Source organism: Aeromicrobium sp. Leaf291, from assembly GCF_001423365.1.
GTDB lineage: Bacteria > Actinomycetota > Actinomycetes > Propionibacteriales > Nocardioidaceae > Aeromicrobium.
Genome location: NZ_LMNM01000002.1, coordinates 599111 through 614012, shown reverse-complemented (window position 1 = coordinate 614012; position 14902 = coordinate 599111). Strand labels below are relative to the sequence as shown.

Here is a 14902-nt window from a genome sequence, read left to right as displayed (position 1 = left end):
GTGATGACGACACTGCAGCGAAGGAATACTCCCCTCCGCCGGACATTCTTGCAGGAGCGCGCGACGGGGCGCACGTCGAGGCGGTGTGACGTGGTGCGGTCCTGTCAGCTCACGCTCGTGCAGGTCGCGTCGCCGAACCCGGAGTAGTCCGACCGGCTCCCCCGTTGCACGGCGGCCCCCCACTGGCTCAGCGCGGTCGGGACACCGGCTGTGGCGTCATCGATGGCCCCGGTGAACGCCACGTAGGTCGCCCACGGGTCCTCACCGTCCGCGGACGTCGCTCGCAGCACCTCGCCGGCTGCGTGGTCGGGCGTGCCACCACCGCCGGCGGCCATGGTGCCCGCGATGCGGTCGACCAGGGCGGGCTGGGCCTGATCCATCCATGCCTTCACGTCGTCGGCCTCCGCGAGACCCTTCAGCCGCAGGACGTCACGCGCGAAGCGTCGGCCGTCGCCGTCGGTGTTGAACCAGTCGGCAGCGACGACGAGGGCGTCGGACCGGATGGTCGCGAGGTCCTCGGCGTCGAGGCCGAGCACGAGGTTGACCGAGCCCGAGACCTCGGCCGGGCGGCCGGCGAAGGACTGGTTGTACGTCGAGGCGACGGCCGAGCTCACGTCGCGCACGCGAATGGCGGCCTCGATGCCGCGGGCCCGCCCGTCGGCTCCGAACACCTCGCCGAAGCGGAGCCGTCCCTGGCGGGAGTCGGTCGAGCGGGTGAGGGTGACTGCGCCGTCACCGTCCTCGCGAACCGTCCGCTCGACCCCCGCGGCGAAGAACGAGGGTGGGACGTCGAGGCGGCCGGAGTCGAGCGTCCGTGCGCGCGCGGTGGCGGGCGCACCACCGGTGACCAGCGACGTCGCGCGCACGGCCTTCGACGCCTCGGCCGGCAGCTCGCCGTCGAGCAGCGCCGCGTACGCCTCCCGCCCGGGGTCGCCGGCGAGGTCGAGGACGACCTGGCGCAGGGCGAACGTGGGCAGGTCCTCGTCGGGCGCGACCTCGGCGTGCGCATCGGTGACAGCAGGCCACAGCACGGTGGTCCGCTCGACGGCGGCCGCGGTCCCGATCGTCACGACGACGTCGTCGGAGCCGATCGGCGTGATCGCTGCGGCCACCTCGTCGCCCCCGCCGCCCGGCAGGTCCTCGGCGAGCCCGCGCAGGGCCGCCTCGTCGCCGGCCGCCTCGAACGCGTCGGCCTCGAGGACCAGCGAGCCGCCCGGCGGGATCTGCGCCGGGTCCTCGGCCCCCGGCAGGCCGGAGGACGGCGGGTCGTCGTCCACGTAGCCGGCCGGCACGACCAGTCGAAGGTTCTTCGTGAGTCCCGCCGTGCCGTCGACCAGGTCGTAGCTCAGGGAGGTCCAGGCCACGCCGCGGGAGTCCTTGGCGGCGGCACCGACGTCCACCGACGTGGCCTCGCCCGAGTCGTCGGGCGTGCTCCGGTCCCATCGCCAGCGACCGTCCACCCGCTGCGGCCAGCCGGAGAAGAGGTCGTCCCCGGCGGTCGGGAACGCCTGGACGACCGCCGCCTCGAGCGGTGTGCTCAGGCCGATCTCCTGCGGGTCGACCCGCAGGCAGACGGGCGAGCGTTCCTTCGTCTCGACGACCGGCTCGGCTGCGGCGGACACCGACGACCGCTCCCCGACCGTGCCCGTCCCCACCAGGGTCGCGCCGACCAGACCCCCCAGGACGATGCCGCCGGCGATCATGCGGCTCACGGACTCGAACGTCAGCGCGTCGAGCTCGTCACGCCACCTCATGGGCACATCCTGCCCCCTGCCACCGCGGCGCGCGCGGGGACCCGAGAAAGACGTTCAGGACCGGTCGCCCAGCTCGACCGCGACACGGCGTCGGAACTCGTCGGCGTCGACCGTGTTCCCGGGGTCCCACTTGCCGGCGGTGCTGGTCTCGGAGTGGTAGCGCACGTGGTCGGCGCCGGTGCCGAACCGGGCCACGATCACCGCCGCGGCGCGCACCGCCGCCTCACCCTGCCGGGCCGTGGGTCGCTGGCCGTACGGCTCCTGGGGCGCGTAGTCGATCTCGATGCCGACGTAGGACGCGTTGCCGTCCCCGGCGGGCATGGGGCCGCTGGAGCGCGCCTCGCCCGCGTGGTTGGCCCGCCCTGCTGCGATCACGTGGCACACGGCGTCGCGGTCGATGAGCAGGTGGCACAGGGGGCCGCGCAGTCCGGTCCTGCCGTCGACCACGGTGTCCAGCGCGGGGTGCGGGTCGCCGGTGGTGGCACGGAACGCCGTGTGGTGCACGAGCACGCCCGACGGGTCGAACGCCCACGGGCGGCCGCGGTCCGCCCAGCCCTGGGTGGCCTCGACCTGCAGCCCGGCGTCACGCAGTGCGGTGGGCAGCCACGTGAGCTGGACCTTGCGGCGGCCGGGGATCGGCAGGTCGCGGACGTAGGGCATGCGGTCCAGGAGGGCGAGACCCCCGATGGTGGCGGTCGCCGCCAGCGCGCCACCGAGCAGCACCCGCCGACTGGTGCCCCCCGAGCCGGGCTCGAGCCGGGGCCGGGGCGTGTCGTCCGTCTGCTGCATGGCGGCTCCCTGGGCTCGTGTCCCTCGCCCGGGACCATCCGACGCCTCGACGCTACGGGGCTGCGGCAACACCTGCAGGACGACCCGCCGCGCCGTGCTGCTCGACGTCGAGGGTGAAGGTGATCGACGTCGCGTCCAGCCACCGGTGCCACGACGGGTGGGCGAAGGCGTCGGGCGGGGCGGTCTGCGGCTCGATGCAGACGGCGTGCTCGGGTCGGGTGTAGACGACCCACCACGGTGCGTCGCTGCTGAGCCGCAGGGTGAGCGTGTCGCCCCAGCGGATCGACGGCGGCCGCTGCAGCGCGAAGCAGTCGTCCCACGGCTCGGCCACCGGCTCGACGAACCGGCCCGTGGGGAGCATCGCGTCGCCGCGTTCGACCATGCGCTCGGGAGCGACGTCGTGGACCGCCTCGGAGCCGTCGGCGAGCCTGCGGCGGAACCAGGGGTGGAACCCGAGCGAGGCCCCGGGGCCCGCGCCGTCCCACCCGAGGGTGCAGGTGAGTCGCGAGGCGGTGAGGGCGTAGCGGAGGGTCGCCGTGCCCGCGGCCGGCCACGGATCACCGAGCTCGGCCTCGAAGGCGAGGTCGTCGACCTGCGTCCAGACGGCGTCGCGTCCGAGACCGTGCAGCGCGTTGCCGTCGTCGGCCGTCGGCAACCGGTGCCGGACGCCCCCGTGCTCCACGACGCCGTGGCCGATCCGGCCCGCCCACGGGACCATGGGATAGCTGCCCCGGGTGATGGTGTCGGGCACTCCGGGCACCGGCTGCGTCGCGATGAGCTCCAGCCCGGCCACCGTGAACGAGACGAGCCGCGCCCCGTGGTCGGGATCGATCTCGACCGCGAGCGGCCCCTCGACGGCCCGCACCGTCACGCGTGCGCCTCGAGCATGCCGCGCAGCTCCTTCTTGAGCTCGCCGATCTCGTCGCGCAGACGGGCCGCGACCTCGAACTGCAGGTCGGCCGCGGCGGCGTGCATCTGCTCGCTGAGCTGCTCGATGAGGGCGGCGAGGTCGGCCGACGGCAGGTCCGCCAGCCCGGCGGTGTGCTGTCCGAGCGGCACGGGCGCACCGCGTCGCTTGTGGTCACCCGTGGCCGCGAGCAGGGTGGCGGTGTCCGCGTCCTCGCGCGCGAGCATGTCGGTGATGTCGCCGATCTTCTTGCGCAGCGGCTGCGGATCGACCCCGCGCTCGAGGTTGTAGGCGACCTGCTTCTCACGACGTCGGTTGGTCTCGTCGATCGCCAGCGCCATGGAGTCCGTGATCCGGTCGGCGTACATGATGACCTGGCCGGAGACGTTGCGCGCGGCTCGACCGATCGTCTGGATCAGGGACCGCCCCGACCGCAGGAAGCCCTCCTTGTCCGCGTCGAGGATGGCCACCAGGCTCACCTCGGGCAGGTCGAGTCCCTCGCGCAGGAGGTTGATCCCCACCAGCACGTCGTACTCCCCCATGCGCAGCTCGCGGAGCAGCTCGACGCGACGCAGCGTGTCGACCTCGCTGTGCAGGTAGCGGGTGCGGATGCCGGCCTCGAGGAGGTAGTCGGTGAGGTCCTCGGACATCTTCTTGGTGAGCGTGGTGACGAGGACGCGCTCGTTCTTCTCGACCCGGTCGCGGATCTGCGCGATGAGGTCGTCGATCTGGCCCCGGGTCGGCTTGACGATCACCTCGGGATCCACCAGGCCCGTGGGACGGATGATCTGCTCGACGACCTCGCCGCCGGTCTTCTCCATCTCGTAGGTGCCGGGCGTGGCCGAGAGGTAGACGGTCTGCCCGATGCGCTCCAGGAACTCGCCCCACGTGAGGGGCCGGTTGTCCATGGCACTGGGCAGGCGGAACCCGTGCTCGACGAGCGTGCGCTTGCGCGACATGTCGCCCTCGTACATCGCGCCGATCTGCGGCACGGTCACGTGGGACTCGTCCAGGACCAGGAGGAAGTCCTCGGGGAAGTAGTCGAGCAGGCAGTTCGGCGCCGTACCCGGAGCACGCCCGTCCATGTGGCGCGAGTAGTTCTCGATGCCGGCACACGTACCGACCTGCTGCATCATCTCGATGTCGTAGGTGGTGCGCATGCGCAGCCGCTGCGCCTCCAGCAGGCTGCCCTGGCCCTCGAGCTCGGCCAGCCGCTCGGCCAGCTCGACCTCGATGCTCTCGATCGCCCGCGTCATGACGTCGGGGCCCACGGTGTAGTGCGTCGCGGCCCCGACGTAGAGCTCGGTGTCCTCGCTGAGGACCTCGCCCGTGAGCGGGTGCAGCGTCATGAGCCGCTCGATCTCGTCGCCGAAGAACTCGATCCGGACCGCCATCTCCTGGTAGACGGGGAAGATCTCGAGGGTGTCGCCCTTGACCCGGAACGTGCCGCGCGTGGGTGCGACGTCGTTGCGCACGTACTGCGCCTGGACCAAGGATCGGAGCAGCTCCTCGCGCGGCTTCTCCTCGCCGACCTTGAAGCCGATCATGCGCTCGGTGTACTCCTGCGCCGAGCCGAGGCCGTAGATGCAGGACACCGTGGCGACCACGATGACGTCGCGTCGGGTGAGCAGCGACCAGGTCGCGGAGTGGCGAAGGCGCTCCACCTCCTCGTTGATCGAGGAGTCCTTCTCGATGTAGGTGTCGGTCTGCGGGACGTAGGCTTCGGGCTGGTAGTAGTCGTAGTAGGAGACGAAGTACTCGACCGCGTTGTGGGGCAGCAGCTCGCGCAGCTCGGTGGCGAACTGGGCGGCGAGCGTCTTGTTGGGGAGCATCACGAGCACCGGACGCTGCAGGCGCTCGGTGAGCCATGCGGTGGTGGCGGTCTTGCCGGTGCCGGTGGCGCCCATGAGCACGACGTCCTGCGTGCCCGACTCGATGCGCTCCTGCAGGGCCTGGATCGCGGCCGGCTGGTCGCCGGCGGGCTCGTACTCGGACACGACGGAGAACGGCGCGACCTGACGGCGCAGCGCGGACTTGGGCCTCATGACCTCCACCGTACGACCCGCCACCGACACCGGCGTCGCTCCTGCCGCGGGGCCGTGATCGGCCACACCTAGGATGCATGCATGTCTGCAGCGGAGACGAGCACGGGCGAGACCCACGACGAGGGTGGGACGACCGCCGCCCCCACGGTGGGTGCCCCGCGCGGGCCCCGGTCCCGCACCGAGCAGCGACGTGCCGCGCGCTCGGCGGAGATCGTCGCCGCCACCCGGGCACTCTTCGACGAGCGCGGCGTGCGCGAGGCGCAGATCGAGGACATCGCCAAGGCCGTCGGCATCAACCGGGCGATCATCTACCGGCACTTCTCCAGCAAGGAGGAGCTGTTCGCGGTGACCCTCCTGGGCTACCTGACCGAGCTCGACGAGGCCCTGACGCCGGGTGACGACCCCGACCGCACGGGCCCCCAGCGCCTCGACGCACTCGTGCGGGCGTTCTTCGGCTACGGACTCGAGCACCCGGCCTTCGTCGACTGTGCGCAGACGCTGCTGCGTCGGCGCGGCGTCGAGCTGATGGAAGAGGTCAGCGAGGACGTGATGATCCGGCTCGGCACCGCCATGAGCGCCTGCCTCGGCCACGTGGTACGGGTCCTCGAGACCGGGGACGCCGAGGGCGAGTTCGCCGTGGCCGACCCGAACCTCCTCGCCAACATCCTCTACACGCAGGGCCTCGGTGCCCTGAACCTGGCGCACCTGCAGATCTCCGTCCGCGAGCACATCTCCGGGCTCCCCGTCGTGGACCCGGTCGTGACCGACGACCTCCTCGACCACCTGCTGCGCGGAGCCCTCGCGATGGCGCGAGGCCGCTGACCTGCCTCGTCCCCGCAGGACGCACGCCCGACGCGGAGGACCCCCCACGACAGGACCCCCACGGCTGGGCCGTGGGGGTCCTGTCGTCAGTGCCGGAGGGGTCAGGCGCCCTCGAGGATGGCGACGACGCCCTGGCCACCGGCCGCACAGATCGAGATGAGGCCACGGCTGCCCGGGCCCTTCTCGTGCAGCAGCTTGGCCAGGTTGGCGACGATCCGCGCACCGGTGGCCGCGAAGGGGTGCGCTGCGGCGAGCGAGGATCCCTTCACGTTCAGCCTGCTGCGGTCGATCGAGCCGAGCGGGACGTCCAGGCCCAGACGCTGCTTGCAGAAGTCGGGGTCCTCCCACGCGGCGAGGGTCGAGAGCACCTGGCCGGCGAAGGCCTCGTGGATCTCGTAGTAGTCGAAGTCCTGCAGGGTGAGCCCGTTGCGTGCGAGCATGCGCGGCACGGCGTACGCCGGGGCCATGAGCAGGCCCTCGGCACCGCTCACGTAGTCGACGGCCGCCGTCTCGTAGTCCACGAAGTACGCACGGGGCGTCCAGCCGCGGCGCTGCGCCTCCTCCTCCGAGGCGAGCAGTGCCACGGAGGCACCGTCGGACAGGGGGGTGGAGTTGCCGGCGGTCATGGTCGCCTCGTCGCCGAGCTGCTTGCCGAAGACCGGCTTGAGCTTGGCGAGCTTCTCGACCGTCGAGTCCGGGCGCAGGTGGTTGTCCTTGGTGACGCCGTTGAACGGCGTGACCAGGTCGTCCTGCCAGCCGGCGTCCCACGAGGCGGCGAGGTTCTGGTGCGAGGCCGCCGCGAGCTCGTCCTGCGCCTCGCGGGTGATGCCCCAGGCGTGGGTCGTGATGGCCTGGTGGTCACCCATCGACAGCCCGGTGCGGGGCTCGGCGTTGCGGGGCTGGTCGGGGGCGAGGTAGCCGGGACGGATCTTCGCGATGGCGGCGAGACGGCCCTTGTTGTCCTTGGCGTTGTTGGCCTCGATGAGGATCTTGCGCAGCTTGTCCCCCACGGCCAGCGGGGCGTCGGACGTGGTGTCCGTGCCGCCGGCGATGCCGGACTCGATCTTGCCGAGCGAGATCTTCGCGGCGACCTGGAACGCGGCCTGCAGACCGGTGCCGCACGCCTGCTGGATGTCCTCGGCGGGCGTCTCGGGCGAGAGCTTGGACCCGAGGACCGTCTCGCGCGCCAGGTTGAAGTCTCGGCTGTGCTTGAGCACGGCGCCGGCGACGACCTCGCCGACCTTCTCGCCCTCGAGGTCGTAGCGCTCGACGAGACCGTCGAGGGCTGCCGTGAGCATGTCCTGGTTGGAGACGTTCTGGTAGACCGTGTTCGACCGGGCGAACGGGATCCGGTTGCCGCCGACGACGACGACCTTGCGGACGGTCTGCTCGCTGCCGGAGGCGCCGGCCGCAGCCGTGCTCGTCGCGGCCTTCGTGCCGGCGGCCTTGGTCGCAGCGTTCTTGGCAGCGGGGGCCTTCTTGGCCGGTGACTTCTTCGCGGCCGTCTTCTTCGCGGGGGTGTTCTCCGCCATGGCGCGTGCTCCTTGCGCTTCGGGGTGGGCGAGGTGGTGGTGCGGGTCGTGCGACACCGGGCAGGTGCGTGCGGGACGATGGTGCCACGCGGCAGGGTGAGCCGGCAGCCCGCGAGGGTCCCGGCCAGGGCCGAGACCGTGCGGTGTGCGCCTCACCACGCCCGGTGGACGCGGTTGTCACTCCAAGTTACAGTTCACGTGCGATTCCAGATACCGATGGTATGCGAGAGATAGGACACACACCCTGATGAGCGATCGTTACCAGGACCTGGCCCACAACCCGATCGGCAAGTTCCTCGTGAAGAACCTGGGACTGCCGAACCCTCCGTACCTGGAGCGCTACGACGGCGGCCCGTTGGTCGACGGCACCGTCCTCACCGGCACGGCAAAGGCCGGGACGGTCTCCAAGGCGATCACCGCGGCGCTCAAGGCCGACAAGATCGAGGCCACGGGCGTGCCCGCGCAGGGCAAGCGCTACAAGGGCCTCGTGTTCGACGCGACGGGCATCTCCGACGCCGCCGGGCTGGTCGCGCTCCAGGAGTTCTTCACCCCGGTGCTCCGTCAGCTGCAGGGCTGTGGCCGGATCGTCGTCGTCGGCTCCGTCCCCGAGGACGCCGCCACCGAGGGTGCGCGGGTCGCCCAGCGCGCCCTCGAGGGCTTCACCCGCTCGCTCGCCAAGGAGGTCGGGGCCGGCAGCACCGCGAACCTCGTCTACCTCGCGAAGGGCGCCGAGAAGTCCGTCGCCTCGACGCTCGGCTTCCTGCTCTCCGCCAAGTCCGCCTACGTGTCGGGCCAGGTCGTCCGCATCGGCTCCACCGGCATCACGAAGGTGACCGAGCCGGCCGACCTCCAGAAGCCGCTCGCCGGCAAGGTCGCGCTCGTCACGGGCGCCTCGCGCGGCCTCGGCGAGGCCGACATGCGCACCCTCGCCCGCGACGGAGCCACCGTCATCGGCCTCGACGTCCCGCCGCTCGAGGGTGACCTCAAGGCCCTCGCCGAGGAGCTGGGCGGCGGCTACATCGTGGGTGACATCACCTCGCCCGACGCCCCGGCGACGATCGCCGCCTACGTCAAGGAGAACTACGGCGCGGTCGACGTCGTGGTGCACAACGCCGGCATCACGCGCGACAAGCGCCTGCGCAACATGAAGGCCGAGAACTGGCAGCTGGTGGTCGACATCTCGGTGGGCGCGCCCCAGCGGATCACCGACGAGCTGCTGGCCCAGGGCCTCGTCAACACCGGCGGCACGATCATCGGCATCGCATCGATCGCGGGCATCGCGGGCAACAACGGCCAGACGAACTACGCGTCGGCCAAGGCCGGCGTGATCGGCTGGATCCAGTCGCTCGCCGAGCGGGTCGCCGCCGACGGCATCACGGCCAACGTCGTCGCCCCGGGCTTCATGGAGACCGAGATGGTCAAGACCATCCCGCTCGGCATCCGCGAGGCCGGGCGCCGCATGAACTCGATGTCCCAGGGCGGGCTGCCGGTCGACGTGGCCGAGGCGATCGCCTGGTTCGCCAACCCGGGTTCGGGTGCCGTGAGCGGGAACGTCCTCGGCGTGAACGGCCAGATGCTGCTGGGGGCCTCGTGACCACCAGGCGCTTCGAGGACGCACCGTCCACGCTGCCCCTCATGCTGAAGGCCGCCCTGCCGGCCCTGCCCCTCGTGGGCTCGCTGCCGGGGGTCAAGCACGCGTCGGGCGCGGTGCCCGACCTCGTGCTGGAGCGCTCCGGCGTCGGCACGGACCCGGCGCACCTCGAGCGCTACCTCGACGTGTGCGGCTTCCCGCACGTCGAGCACCTGCCCGCCACGTACCCGCACATGGCGGCGTTCGGCCTGCACATGGCACTCATGACGGACACCGCGTTCCCCTTCGCCCCCATGGGTCTGGTGCACCTGCGGAACCGCATCACGCAGCACCGTCCCATCGGCGCCGACGAGGTGTTCGACGTGTCCGTGCGGGCCGCCGACCTGCGACCGCACCCGAAGGGACGACTCGTCGACCTCCTCACGGCCGTCACGATCGACGGCGAGCTCGTGTGGGACGAGGTCACGACGCTCTTCTCGCGTGGTCGTGGCGGAGCGCCGGAGACGTCGCCCGCGCCCCTGGAGGGCGTGGAGGCACCCCGGGGCGTCGTCCACTGGCGGCTCGCCGGTGACCTGGGCCGGCGCTACGGCGCGGTGTCCGGCGACCGCAACCCCATCCACCTGTACCCCGTCACCGCGAAGGCGTTCGGCTTCCCGAGCAACATCGCGCACGGCATGTGGACGAAGGCCCGCAGCCTGGCGGCCCTGCAGAACCGGCTCCCCGACGCGTTCAGCGTCGACGTGGAGTTCAAGAAGCCGGTGCTCCTGCCCACGACCGTGGTGTTCGGGTCGACGACCGGCGACGACGGCACCGACTTCGGGGTCCGTGCGCAGAAGAAGGACTCGACGCACCTGGTCGGACGCATCACCCCGTCCTGAGCGACGGACCGGGCAGTGACGTGACGGGCGTCTCCTCGTTGGACCTCCTGGACCCCAGGAGGAGCCCACCATGACCCGTCGCACCACACGTCGTCCCCTCGCCGTCGTCGCGGCCGCCCTGGCCGCGACGACGGCGGTCGCGCTCGCGAGCGTCCCTGCCTCCGCGGCGGCACCCTCGCCCGCCTCCGGTGCACCTGCCTGGTCGGTGGCCGCGGCAGCGGGACCCGCACAGGCCGCGGGTGCGTGGTCGCCACGTCCCGAGCAGTACCCGACGACCACCACCGAGCGTGACCTGGCGATCCCGATGTCCGACGGGACCGTCCTGAGGGGCAACCTCATGCGGCCGGTCGACGCAGCCGGACGCGTCGAGACCCGTCGACTGCCGGTGGTCGTCACCATCACCGCGTACAACAAGAACGTGCAGGACCAGGCCGGCGGGCTGGGGGGCGGCGACGGCTCCTACCTGGTCAAGCGCGGGTACCTGCAGCTGACCGTCGACGCCCGCGGGACGGGCAGCTCGGCCGGGACCTGGTGCGCCTTCTGCTCGCGGGAGGGCAAGGACTTCGGCGAGGTCATGACCTGGGCCGCGAAGCAGTCCTGGTCGAACGGCAGCACCGCCATGCGAGGGCCCTCCTACATGGGCATCGCGCAGATGTTCGCGGCCGCCGACCGACCGGCCGGCCTCAAGGCGATCTTCCCGCAGGTCCCGGGCGCCGACGTGTACCGCGACGTGGTCGCCTCAGGCGGCGCGCTCGACGTCGGGTTCATCCCGCTGTGGATCGGTCTCGTCAACGGCACCGCGATCATCCCGCCCTACCTCTCCGCCACCGACCCGGCCGGAGGCCTCGGGACCCTCGTCACCCACCTGCTCGGCAACGGCGCCTTCAGCCTCGACCTCCTCGTCAGTGCCCTCGGCGGCGGTGAGCCCGCCTACGACGGCGCGTTCTACACGCAGCGCTCCCCCATCGAGGTGGTCTCGAGGATCACCACGCCCACGTTCCTGGTGGCCGGTGAGTACGACCTCTTCCAGCGTGGGACTCCCCTGCTCTACGAGAACCTCCAGCGTCGAGGCGTGCCCACCAAGATGATCGTCGGCCCGTGGGACCACCTCCAGGCCTCCGGCGGCCAGGGCCTCGAGTCGGCCGGCTACGGCAACCTCGGCGAGCTCCAGCTCCGGTGGTTCGACCACTACGTCAAGAAGCTGCCGAACCAGCGGCTCTCCGACATCGCCGGGCTCAGCTACTTCGAGCAGGGCAGCGGACGCTGGGTCCGTGGCACGGAGTGGATGCCGTCGAGCCTCACGCCGCGCACGTTCCGCCTCAGCGGGACCGCCCGGACCGCCGGGTCGGCCGGAGGCCTGACCACGGGGACGCCGACCGCCGGCCGGACGACCGTGCCCGCCATCCCCGTCCAGGGGCTGTGCAGCCGGTCCACCAACCAGTGGACGGCCGGCGTCGTCGGACTGGTGATGCCCGACCTGCCCTGCTTCACGAACAACCAGTTCAACGACACCCTCGGGCCGGTCTTCGAGACCGCACCGCTGACCTCCGACGTCGTCGTGCACGGCCCGCTCAACGCCCGGCTGTACACGTCGACGCCGACGGGCGACGGGATGCTCTCGGTCACGGTCTCCGACGTGGCGCCCGACGGGACCGTCTCACGGCTCACCGGCGGCTGGCAGGTCGTGTCCCACCGGGCCCTCGACACGACGCGTTCCCGCTACGTCCGCGGCACCCTGGTCCAGCCTCACCACCCGTTCACGAAGCAGGCCCAGGCGCCCCTGGCCGCCGGCACCGTCGCCCCGGTCGACGTGGAGGTGTTCCCCACGCGCGCCCGACTGGCCAAGGGGCACCGCCTGCGGGTCTCGGTGCAGGGGTTCGACGTGCCGCACCTGCTGCCGACACTGGGCTCCCTGCTGCCCTCGCTGGCCCCGATGACCGTCCACACGGGCCCGCAGCACCCGTCGGCGCTGACCTTCGGGACCCCCTGAGCGGCGGTCCGCTCAGGAGCGACGGCGACGGATCAGGCCCTCCTGGGCCACGGTGGCCACCAGCGTGCCGTCCTCGGTGAACACGCGGGCCGTGCTGAGCCCGCGCGCGCCGGAGGCGGACGGCGACGTCTGGTCGTACAGCAGCCACTGGTCGGCACGGATGGGCCGGTGGAACCAGATGGTGTGGTCGAGCGAGGCCGGGACGACCTCCGGGGATCCGATGAACTGTCCATGCGGGATCAGCGCGACGCCGAGGAGGCTGAAGTCGCTGATGTAGACGAAGGCCGCCGTGTTGACGATGCGCGAGTCCGGGAGCGTGCCGTCGGCGCGGAACCAGAGTCGTTGGACCGCGGGGACGCTCTGCCGGGTCGGGTCGTCCTCCGGTCGGTTGTCGCCGATGTAGCGCAGGTCGAAGGACGACCACTCCCGCTTCCAGGTGTCGACCTCGTCCGGACGGACGGCACGGATCACCTCGAGCAGCGGTGTGGAGTCCGCCGGCGCGGGGACCGTGGGCATGACGTCCTGGTGGTCCCAGCCCTCCTCGGCCTTCTGGAACGAGGCGGTCATGTAGAAGATGGTCTCGCCGTGCTGGCGTGCGGCCACCCGGCGCGTGGTGAAGGAGCCTCCGTCGCGGACGTTCTCGACGTCGTACACGATCGGGATCGACGGGTCGCCGCCGAGCAGGAAGTAGGCGTGCAGGGAGTGGATGTAGCGGTCCTCGGGGACCGTCAGCTGCGCGGCCGTGACCGCCTGCGCGGCCACCTGACCACCGAAGACGCGGGTGAGGCTCGATCCTTCCGGCTGCCCGCCCCGATAGAGGCCGACCTCCAGGGGTTCGAGGTCCAGGAGGGTCACGAGCTGGTCCAGTGAGGCGGGCACGCCGAGATCGTATCGACTCGAGGCCTCACCGACGCCACGACCCGACGCGACGGCCTCGCCGCAGCGGCGACCCGGCGTCCAGGCACATCACCTAGAGTTCACACAGATGTCCGTCGCTCCCGCTCCCGCGCGCCACCCCGTCCCGCAGCTCGTCCGCACCCTGGACCTCGTCGCGAAGGCTGCCCTCGTGCTGCTCCTGGCGCTGGCCATGTCCGCGCCGGACCTCGGCAACATGGCCGACAAGGCGGCCGGTCTTCGAGCCGTCGCCTACCCGCTGCTCTCGTTCACCGTCCCGGTGGTCTGGTGGATCTTCTGGCGCGAGCGTCGTCCGTTCCCCTGGGCGGCCGACCTCATGGTCACCATCACCTGCTTCACCGACGTCCTCGGCAACCGGCTCGACCTCTACGACCGCATCGTCTGGTTCGACGACTGGATGCACTTCATGAACACCGGCCTCCTCGCGGCTGCGTTCATCCTGCTCACGCTGCCCCGCACGGCCACCTTCGGCGCCACCTTCGAGCGGTCGCTCGCCTTCGGGGTGCCGGCTGCGGTGTTCTGGGAGATCGCGGAGTACTTCGCCTTCATCAGTCGGTCCAGCGAGCGCCGGAGCGCCTACGGGGACACGCTCGCGGACCTCGCGCTGGGCTCCGTCGGCTGCGTCGTCGCCGCGATCGTCGTCCACGGACTCCGGGGGCGCGGTCGGCGCTCGGGGCCCACCGGCCTCCTGAGCACGCATCCCGTGCCGGCAGCCGACGCAGGCGGCACCTGAGCCGGAGCCGGAGCCGGGCCGACCCTCGTGGTCGGCCTATCCCTCGTCGTTCTTGCGCTGCCGCGCCAGGAACTGCTCGAACTGGTCGGCCAGCTCCTCGCCGCTCGGGATCGAGTCGTCGTCGGCGAGCAGCGACTGGGCCGCTCCACGGGTGAAGGCGTCGTACTGCTCCTCCAGCCCCGAGAGCACCTCGGCGCCGCCCTGCTCGGCGATCTGCCGCTCGATGTCGGCCACCGTGGCGCCCTGCACCGCGCGGATCGGGTCGAGGTCGAGGTCGAGCCCGGTGCGGTCGACGACCGCCTCGAGCAGCGCCAGCGCGGCCGGCGGGTAGTCGACCTGGGTGAGGTAGTGCGGGACGTGGACCACGTAGCCGGCGCTGTCGATGTCGCGCTGCGTCAGCCGGTACTCCAGGAGCGACTGGGCGGACGACGGCACGCGCACCTCGGCCTGCCACAGGTTCTTGCGGTCGACGAGCTCCGGTCGCGAGCCGTGGGCCGTGATCATGGGCGGCCGCGTGTGCGGGACGCCCATCGGCACGGCACCCAGGCCCAGGGTCAGGCTGACGTCGAGGTCCTCGACGACCTCCTGCACGCCGTCGACGAAGGACTCCCAGCGGAAGTCCGGCTCGGGACCGGCGAGCACCAGGTACGGCGTGCCGGAGCGGTCGTGCTCGCGCACGATGTCGAGGCGCGGCTCGTCGTAGTCGACGTAGTGGTCCTGCCGGAACGTGATCATGGGCCGACGGGCACGGTAGTCGTAGAGCTCGTCGACGTCGAAGCTGCGCACCACCTCGCCCCGCCCGCTCACGAGGTGCTCGGCCGCGATCCGCGAGGCCCCACCCGCCGTCAGGAAGCCGTCGAGGGCATGGATGAGGACCGGTCCGTCGCCACGCGGCGTCGGGTCCTGGGATTCGGGGTCACGTCGAGAGGGCCACTTCATGGTCAAG

Annotated in this window: 12 protein-coding genes; 5 read left to right on the top strand and 7 right to left on the bottom strand. The window is 71.7% G+C overall.

The features are described from left to right. Positions 1-104: 104 nt before the first annotated feature. Genes ASF35_RS12550 through uvrB form a run of 4 tightly spaced genes read right to left on the bottom strand, consistent with a single transcriptional unit; the run spans position 105 to position 5495 of the window. Positions 105-1754 carry a hypothetical protein gene (locus ASF35_RS12550; RefSeq protein ID WP_055967956.1) on the bottom strand — a complete coding sequence of 550 codons (1650 nt, stop codon included), beginning with the start codon at positions 1752-1754 and terminating at the stop codon, positions 105-107. A gap of 54 nt (positions 1755-1808) precedes the next feature. Beyond that, complete coding sequence (locus ASF35_RS12545) at positions 1809-2543, bottom strand: N-acetylmuramoyl-L-alanine amidase (RefSeq protein ID WP_055967953.1); 735 nt, start codon at positions 2541-2543, stop codon at positions 1809-1811. Between the two features lie 52 nt (positions 2544-2595). Further along, the gene (locus ASF35_RS12540; protein ID WP_055967950.1) at positions 2596-3414 is read right to left on the bottom strand and encodes an aldose 1-epimerase; all 819 of its coding nucleotides are present in this window, start codon (positions 3412-3414) and stop codon (positions 2596-2598) included. Further along, positions 3411-5495 (bottom strand): excinuclease ABC subunit UvrB, encoded by a 2085-nt coding sequence (uvrB, locus tag ASF35_RS12535; protein WP_055968588.1) that lies wholly within the window; start codon positions 5493-5495, stop codon positions 3411-3413. The genes ASF35_RS12540 and uvrB overlap by 4 nt, the downstream gene beginning before the upstream one ends. A gap of 81 nt (positions 5496-5576) precedes the next feature. Here uvrB and ASF35_RS12530 point away from each other — a divergent pair, with 81 nt between their 5' ends. Continuing rightward, positions 5577-6317: a TetR/AcrR family transcriptional regulator gene (locus ASF35_RS12530; protein WP_082480822.1), complete on the top strand. Its 741-nt coding sequence runs from the start codon at positions 5577-5579 to the stop codon at positions 6315-6317. A 101-nt stretch (positions 6318-6418) separates the two neighbouring features. Here ASF35_RS12530 and ASF35_RS12525 read toward each other — a convergent pair whose 3' ends face one another. After that, positions 6419-7849: an acetyl-CoA C-acetyltransferase gene (locus ASF35_RS12525; protein WP_082495500.1), complete on the bottom strand. Its 1431-nt coding sequence runs from the start codon at positions 7847-7849 to the stop codon at positions 6419-6421. A 247-nt stretch (positions 7850-8096) separates the two neighbouring features. Here ASF35_RS12525 and ASF35_RS12520 point away from each other — a divergent pair, with 247 nt between their 5' ends. The 3 genes from ASF35_RS12520 to ASF35_RS12510 all read left to right on the top strand — a co-directional run bounded on the left by ASF35_RS12520 (position 8097) and on the right by ASF35_RS12510 (position 12308). Then, positions 8097-9443: a 3-oxoacyl-ACP reductase gene (locus ASF35_RS12520; RefSeq protein WP_055967947.1), complete on the top strand. Its 1347-nt coding sequence runs from the start codon at positions 8097-8099 to the stop codon at positions 9441-9443. Beyond that, positions 9440-10318, top strand: a complete 879-nt coding sequence (locus ASF35_RS12515) for a MaoC/PaaZ C-terminal domain-containing protein (protein ID WP_156368038.1) — start codon at positions 9440-9442, stop codon at positions 10316-10318. Before ASF35_RS12520 ends, ASF35_RS12515 begins: the two co-directional genes overlap by 4 nt. A gap of 70 nt (positions 10319-10388) precedes the next feature. Continuing rightward, positions 10389-12308, top strand: coding sequence for a CocE/NonD family hydrolase (locus ASF35_RS12510; protein ID WP_055967945.1), 1920 nt, complete (start codon positions 10389-10391; stop codon positions 12306-12308). A gap of 12 nt (positions 12309-12320) precedes the next feature. On the opposite strand, the gene ASF35_RS12505 is transcribed toward ASF35_RS12510, so the two are convergent. Then, positions 12321-13187, bottom strand: a complete 867-nt coding sequence (locus tag ASF35_RS12505; protein WP_055967940.1) for an acyl-CoA thioesterase II — start codon at positions 13185-13187, stop codon at positions 12321-12323. A gap of 106 nt (positions 13188-13293) precedes the next feature. Between ASF35_RS12505 and ASF35_RS12500 the strand changes: the two genes are divergently transcribed. Further along, a complete protein-coding gene (locus ASF35_RS12500) occupies positions 13294-13956 on the top strand; it encodes a hypothetical protein (RefSeq protein ID WP_055967937.1) in 663 nt (220 codons plus the stop codon). A 36-nt stretch (positions 13957-13992) separates the two neighbouring features. Here the strand turns inward: ASF35_RS12500 and ASF35_RS12495 are convergent, their stop codons facing one another. Further along, positions 13993-14895: a PAC2 family protein gene (locus ASF35_RS12495; protein WP_055967934.1), complete on the bottom strand. Its 903-nt coding sequence runs from the start codon at positions 14893-14895 to the stop codon at positions 13993-13995. Between the last annotated feature and the right edge of the window lie 7 nt (positions 14896-14902).

What these genes read in the sequence shown, in the direction of transcription:
- ASF35_RS12530 (WP_082480822.1), top strand. Translation starts at nt 5,577, where the DNA reads ATGTCTGCAGCGGAGACGAGCACGGGCGAGACCCACGACGAGGGTGGG.
- uvrB (WP_055968588.1), bottom strand. Translation starts at nt 5,495, where the DNA reads ATGAGGCCCAAGTCCGCGCTGCGCCGTCAGGTCGCGCCGTTCTCCGTC.
- ASF35_RS12550 (WP_055967956.1), bottom strand. Translation starts at nt 1,754, where the DNA reads ATGAGGTGGCGTGACGAGCTCGACGCGCTGACGTTCGAGTCCGTGAGC.
- ASF35_RS12525 (WP_082495500.1), bottom strand. Translation starts at nt 7,849, where the DNA reads ATGGCGGAGAACACCCCCGCGAAGAAGACGGCCGCGAAGAAGTCACCG.
- ASF35_RS12500 (WP_055967937.1), top strand. Translation starts at nt 13,294, where the DNA reads ATGTCCGTCGCTCCCGCTCCCGCGCGCCACCCCGTCCCGCAGCTCGTC.
- ASF35_RS12520 (WP_055967947.1), top strand. Translation starts at nt 8,097, where the DNA reads ATGAGCGATCGTTACCAGGACCTGGCCCACAACCCGATCGGCAAGTTC.
- ASF35_RS12510 (WP_055967945.1), top strand. Translation starts at nt 10,389, where the DNA reads ATGACCCGTCGCACCACACGTCGTCCCCTCGCCGTCGTCGCGGCCGCC.
- ASF35_RS12545 (WP_055967953.1), bottom strand. Translation starts at nt 2,543, where the DNA reads ATGCAGCAGACGGACGACACGCCCCGGCCCCGGCTCGAGCCCGGCTCG.
- ASF35_RS12495 (WP_055967934.1), bottom strand. Translation starts at nt 14,895, where the DNA reads ATGAAGTGGCCCTCTCGACGTGACCCCGAATCCCAGGACCCGACGCCG.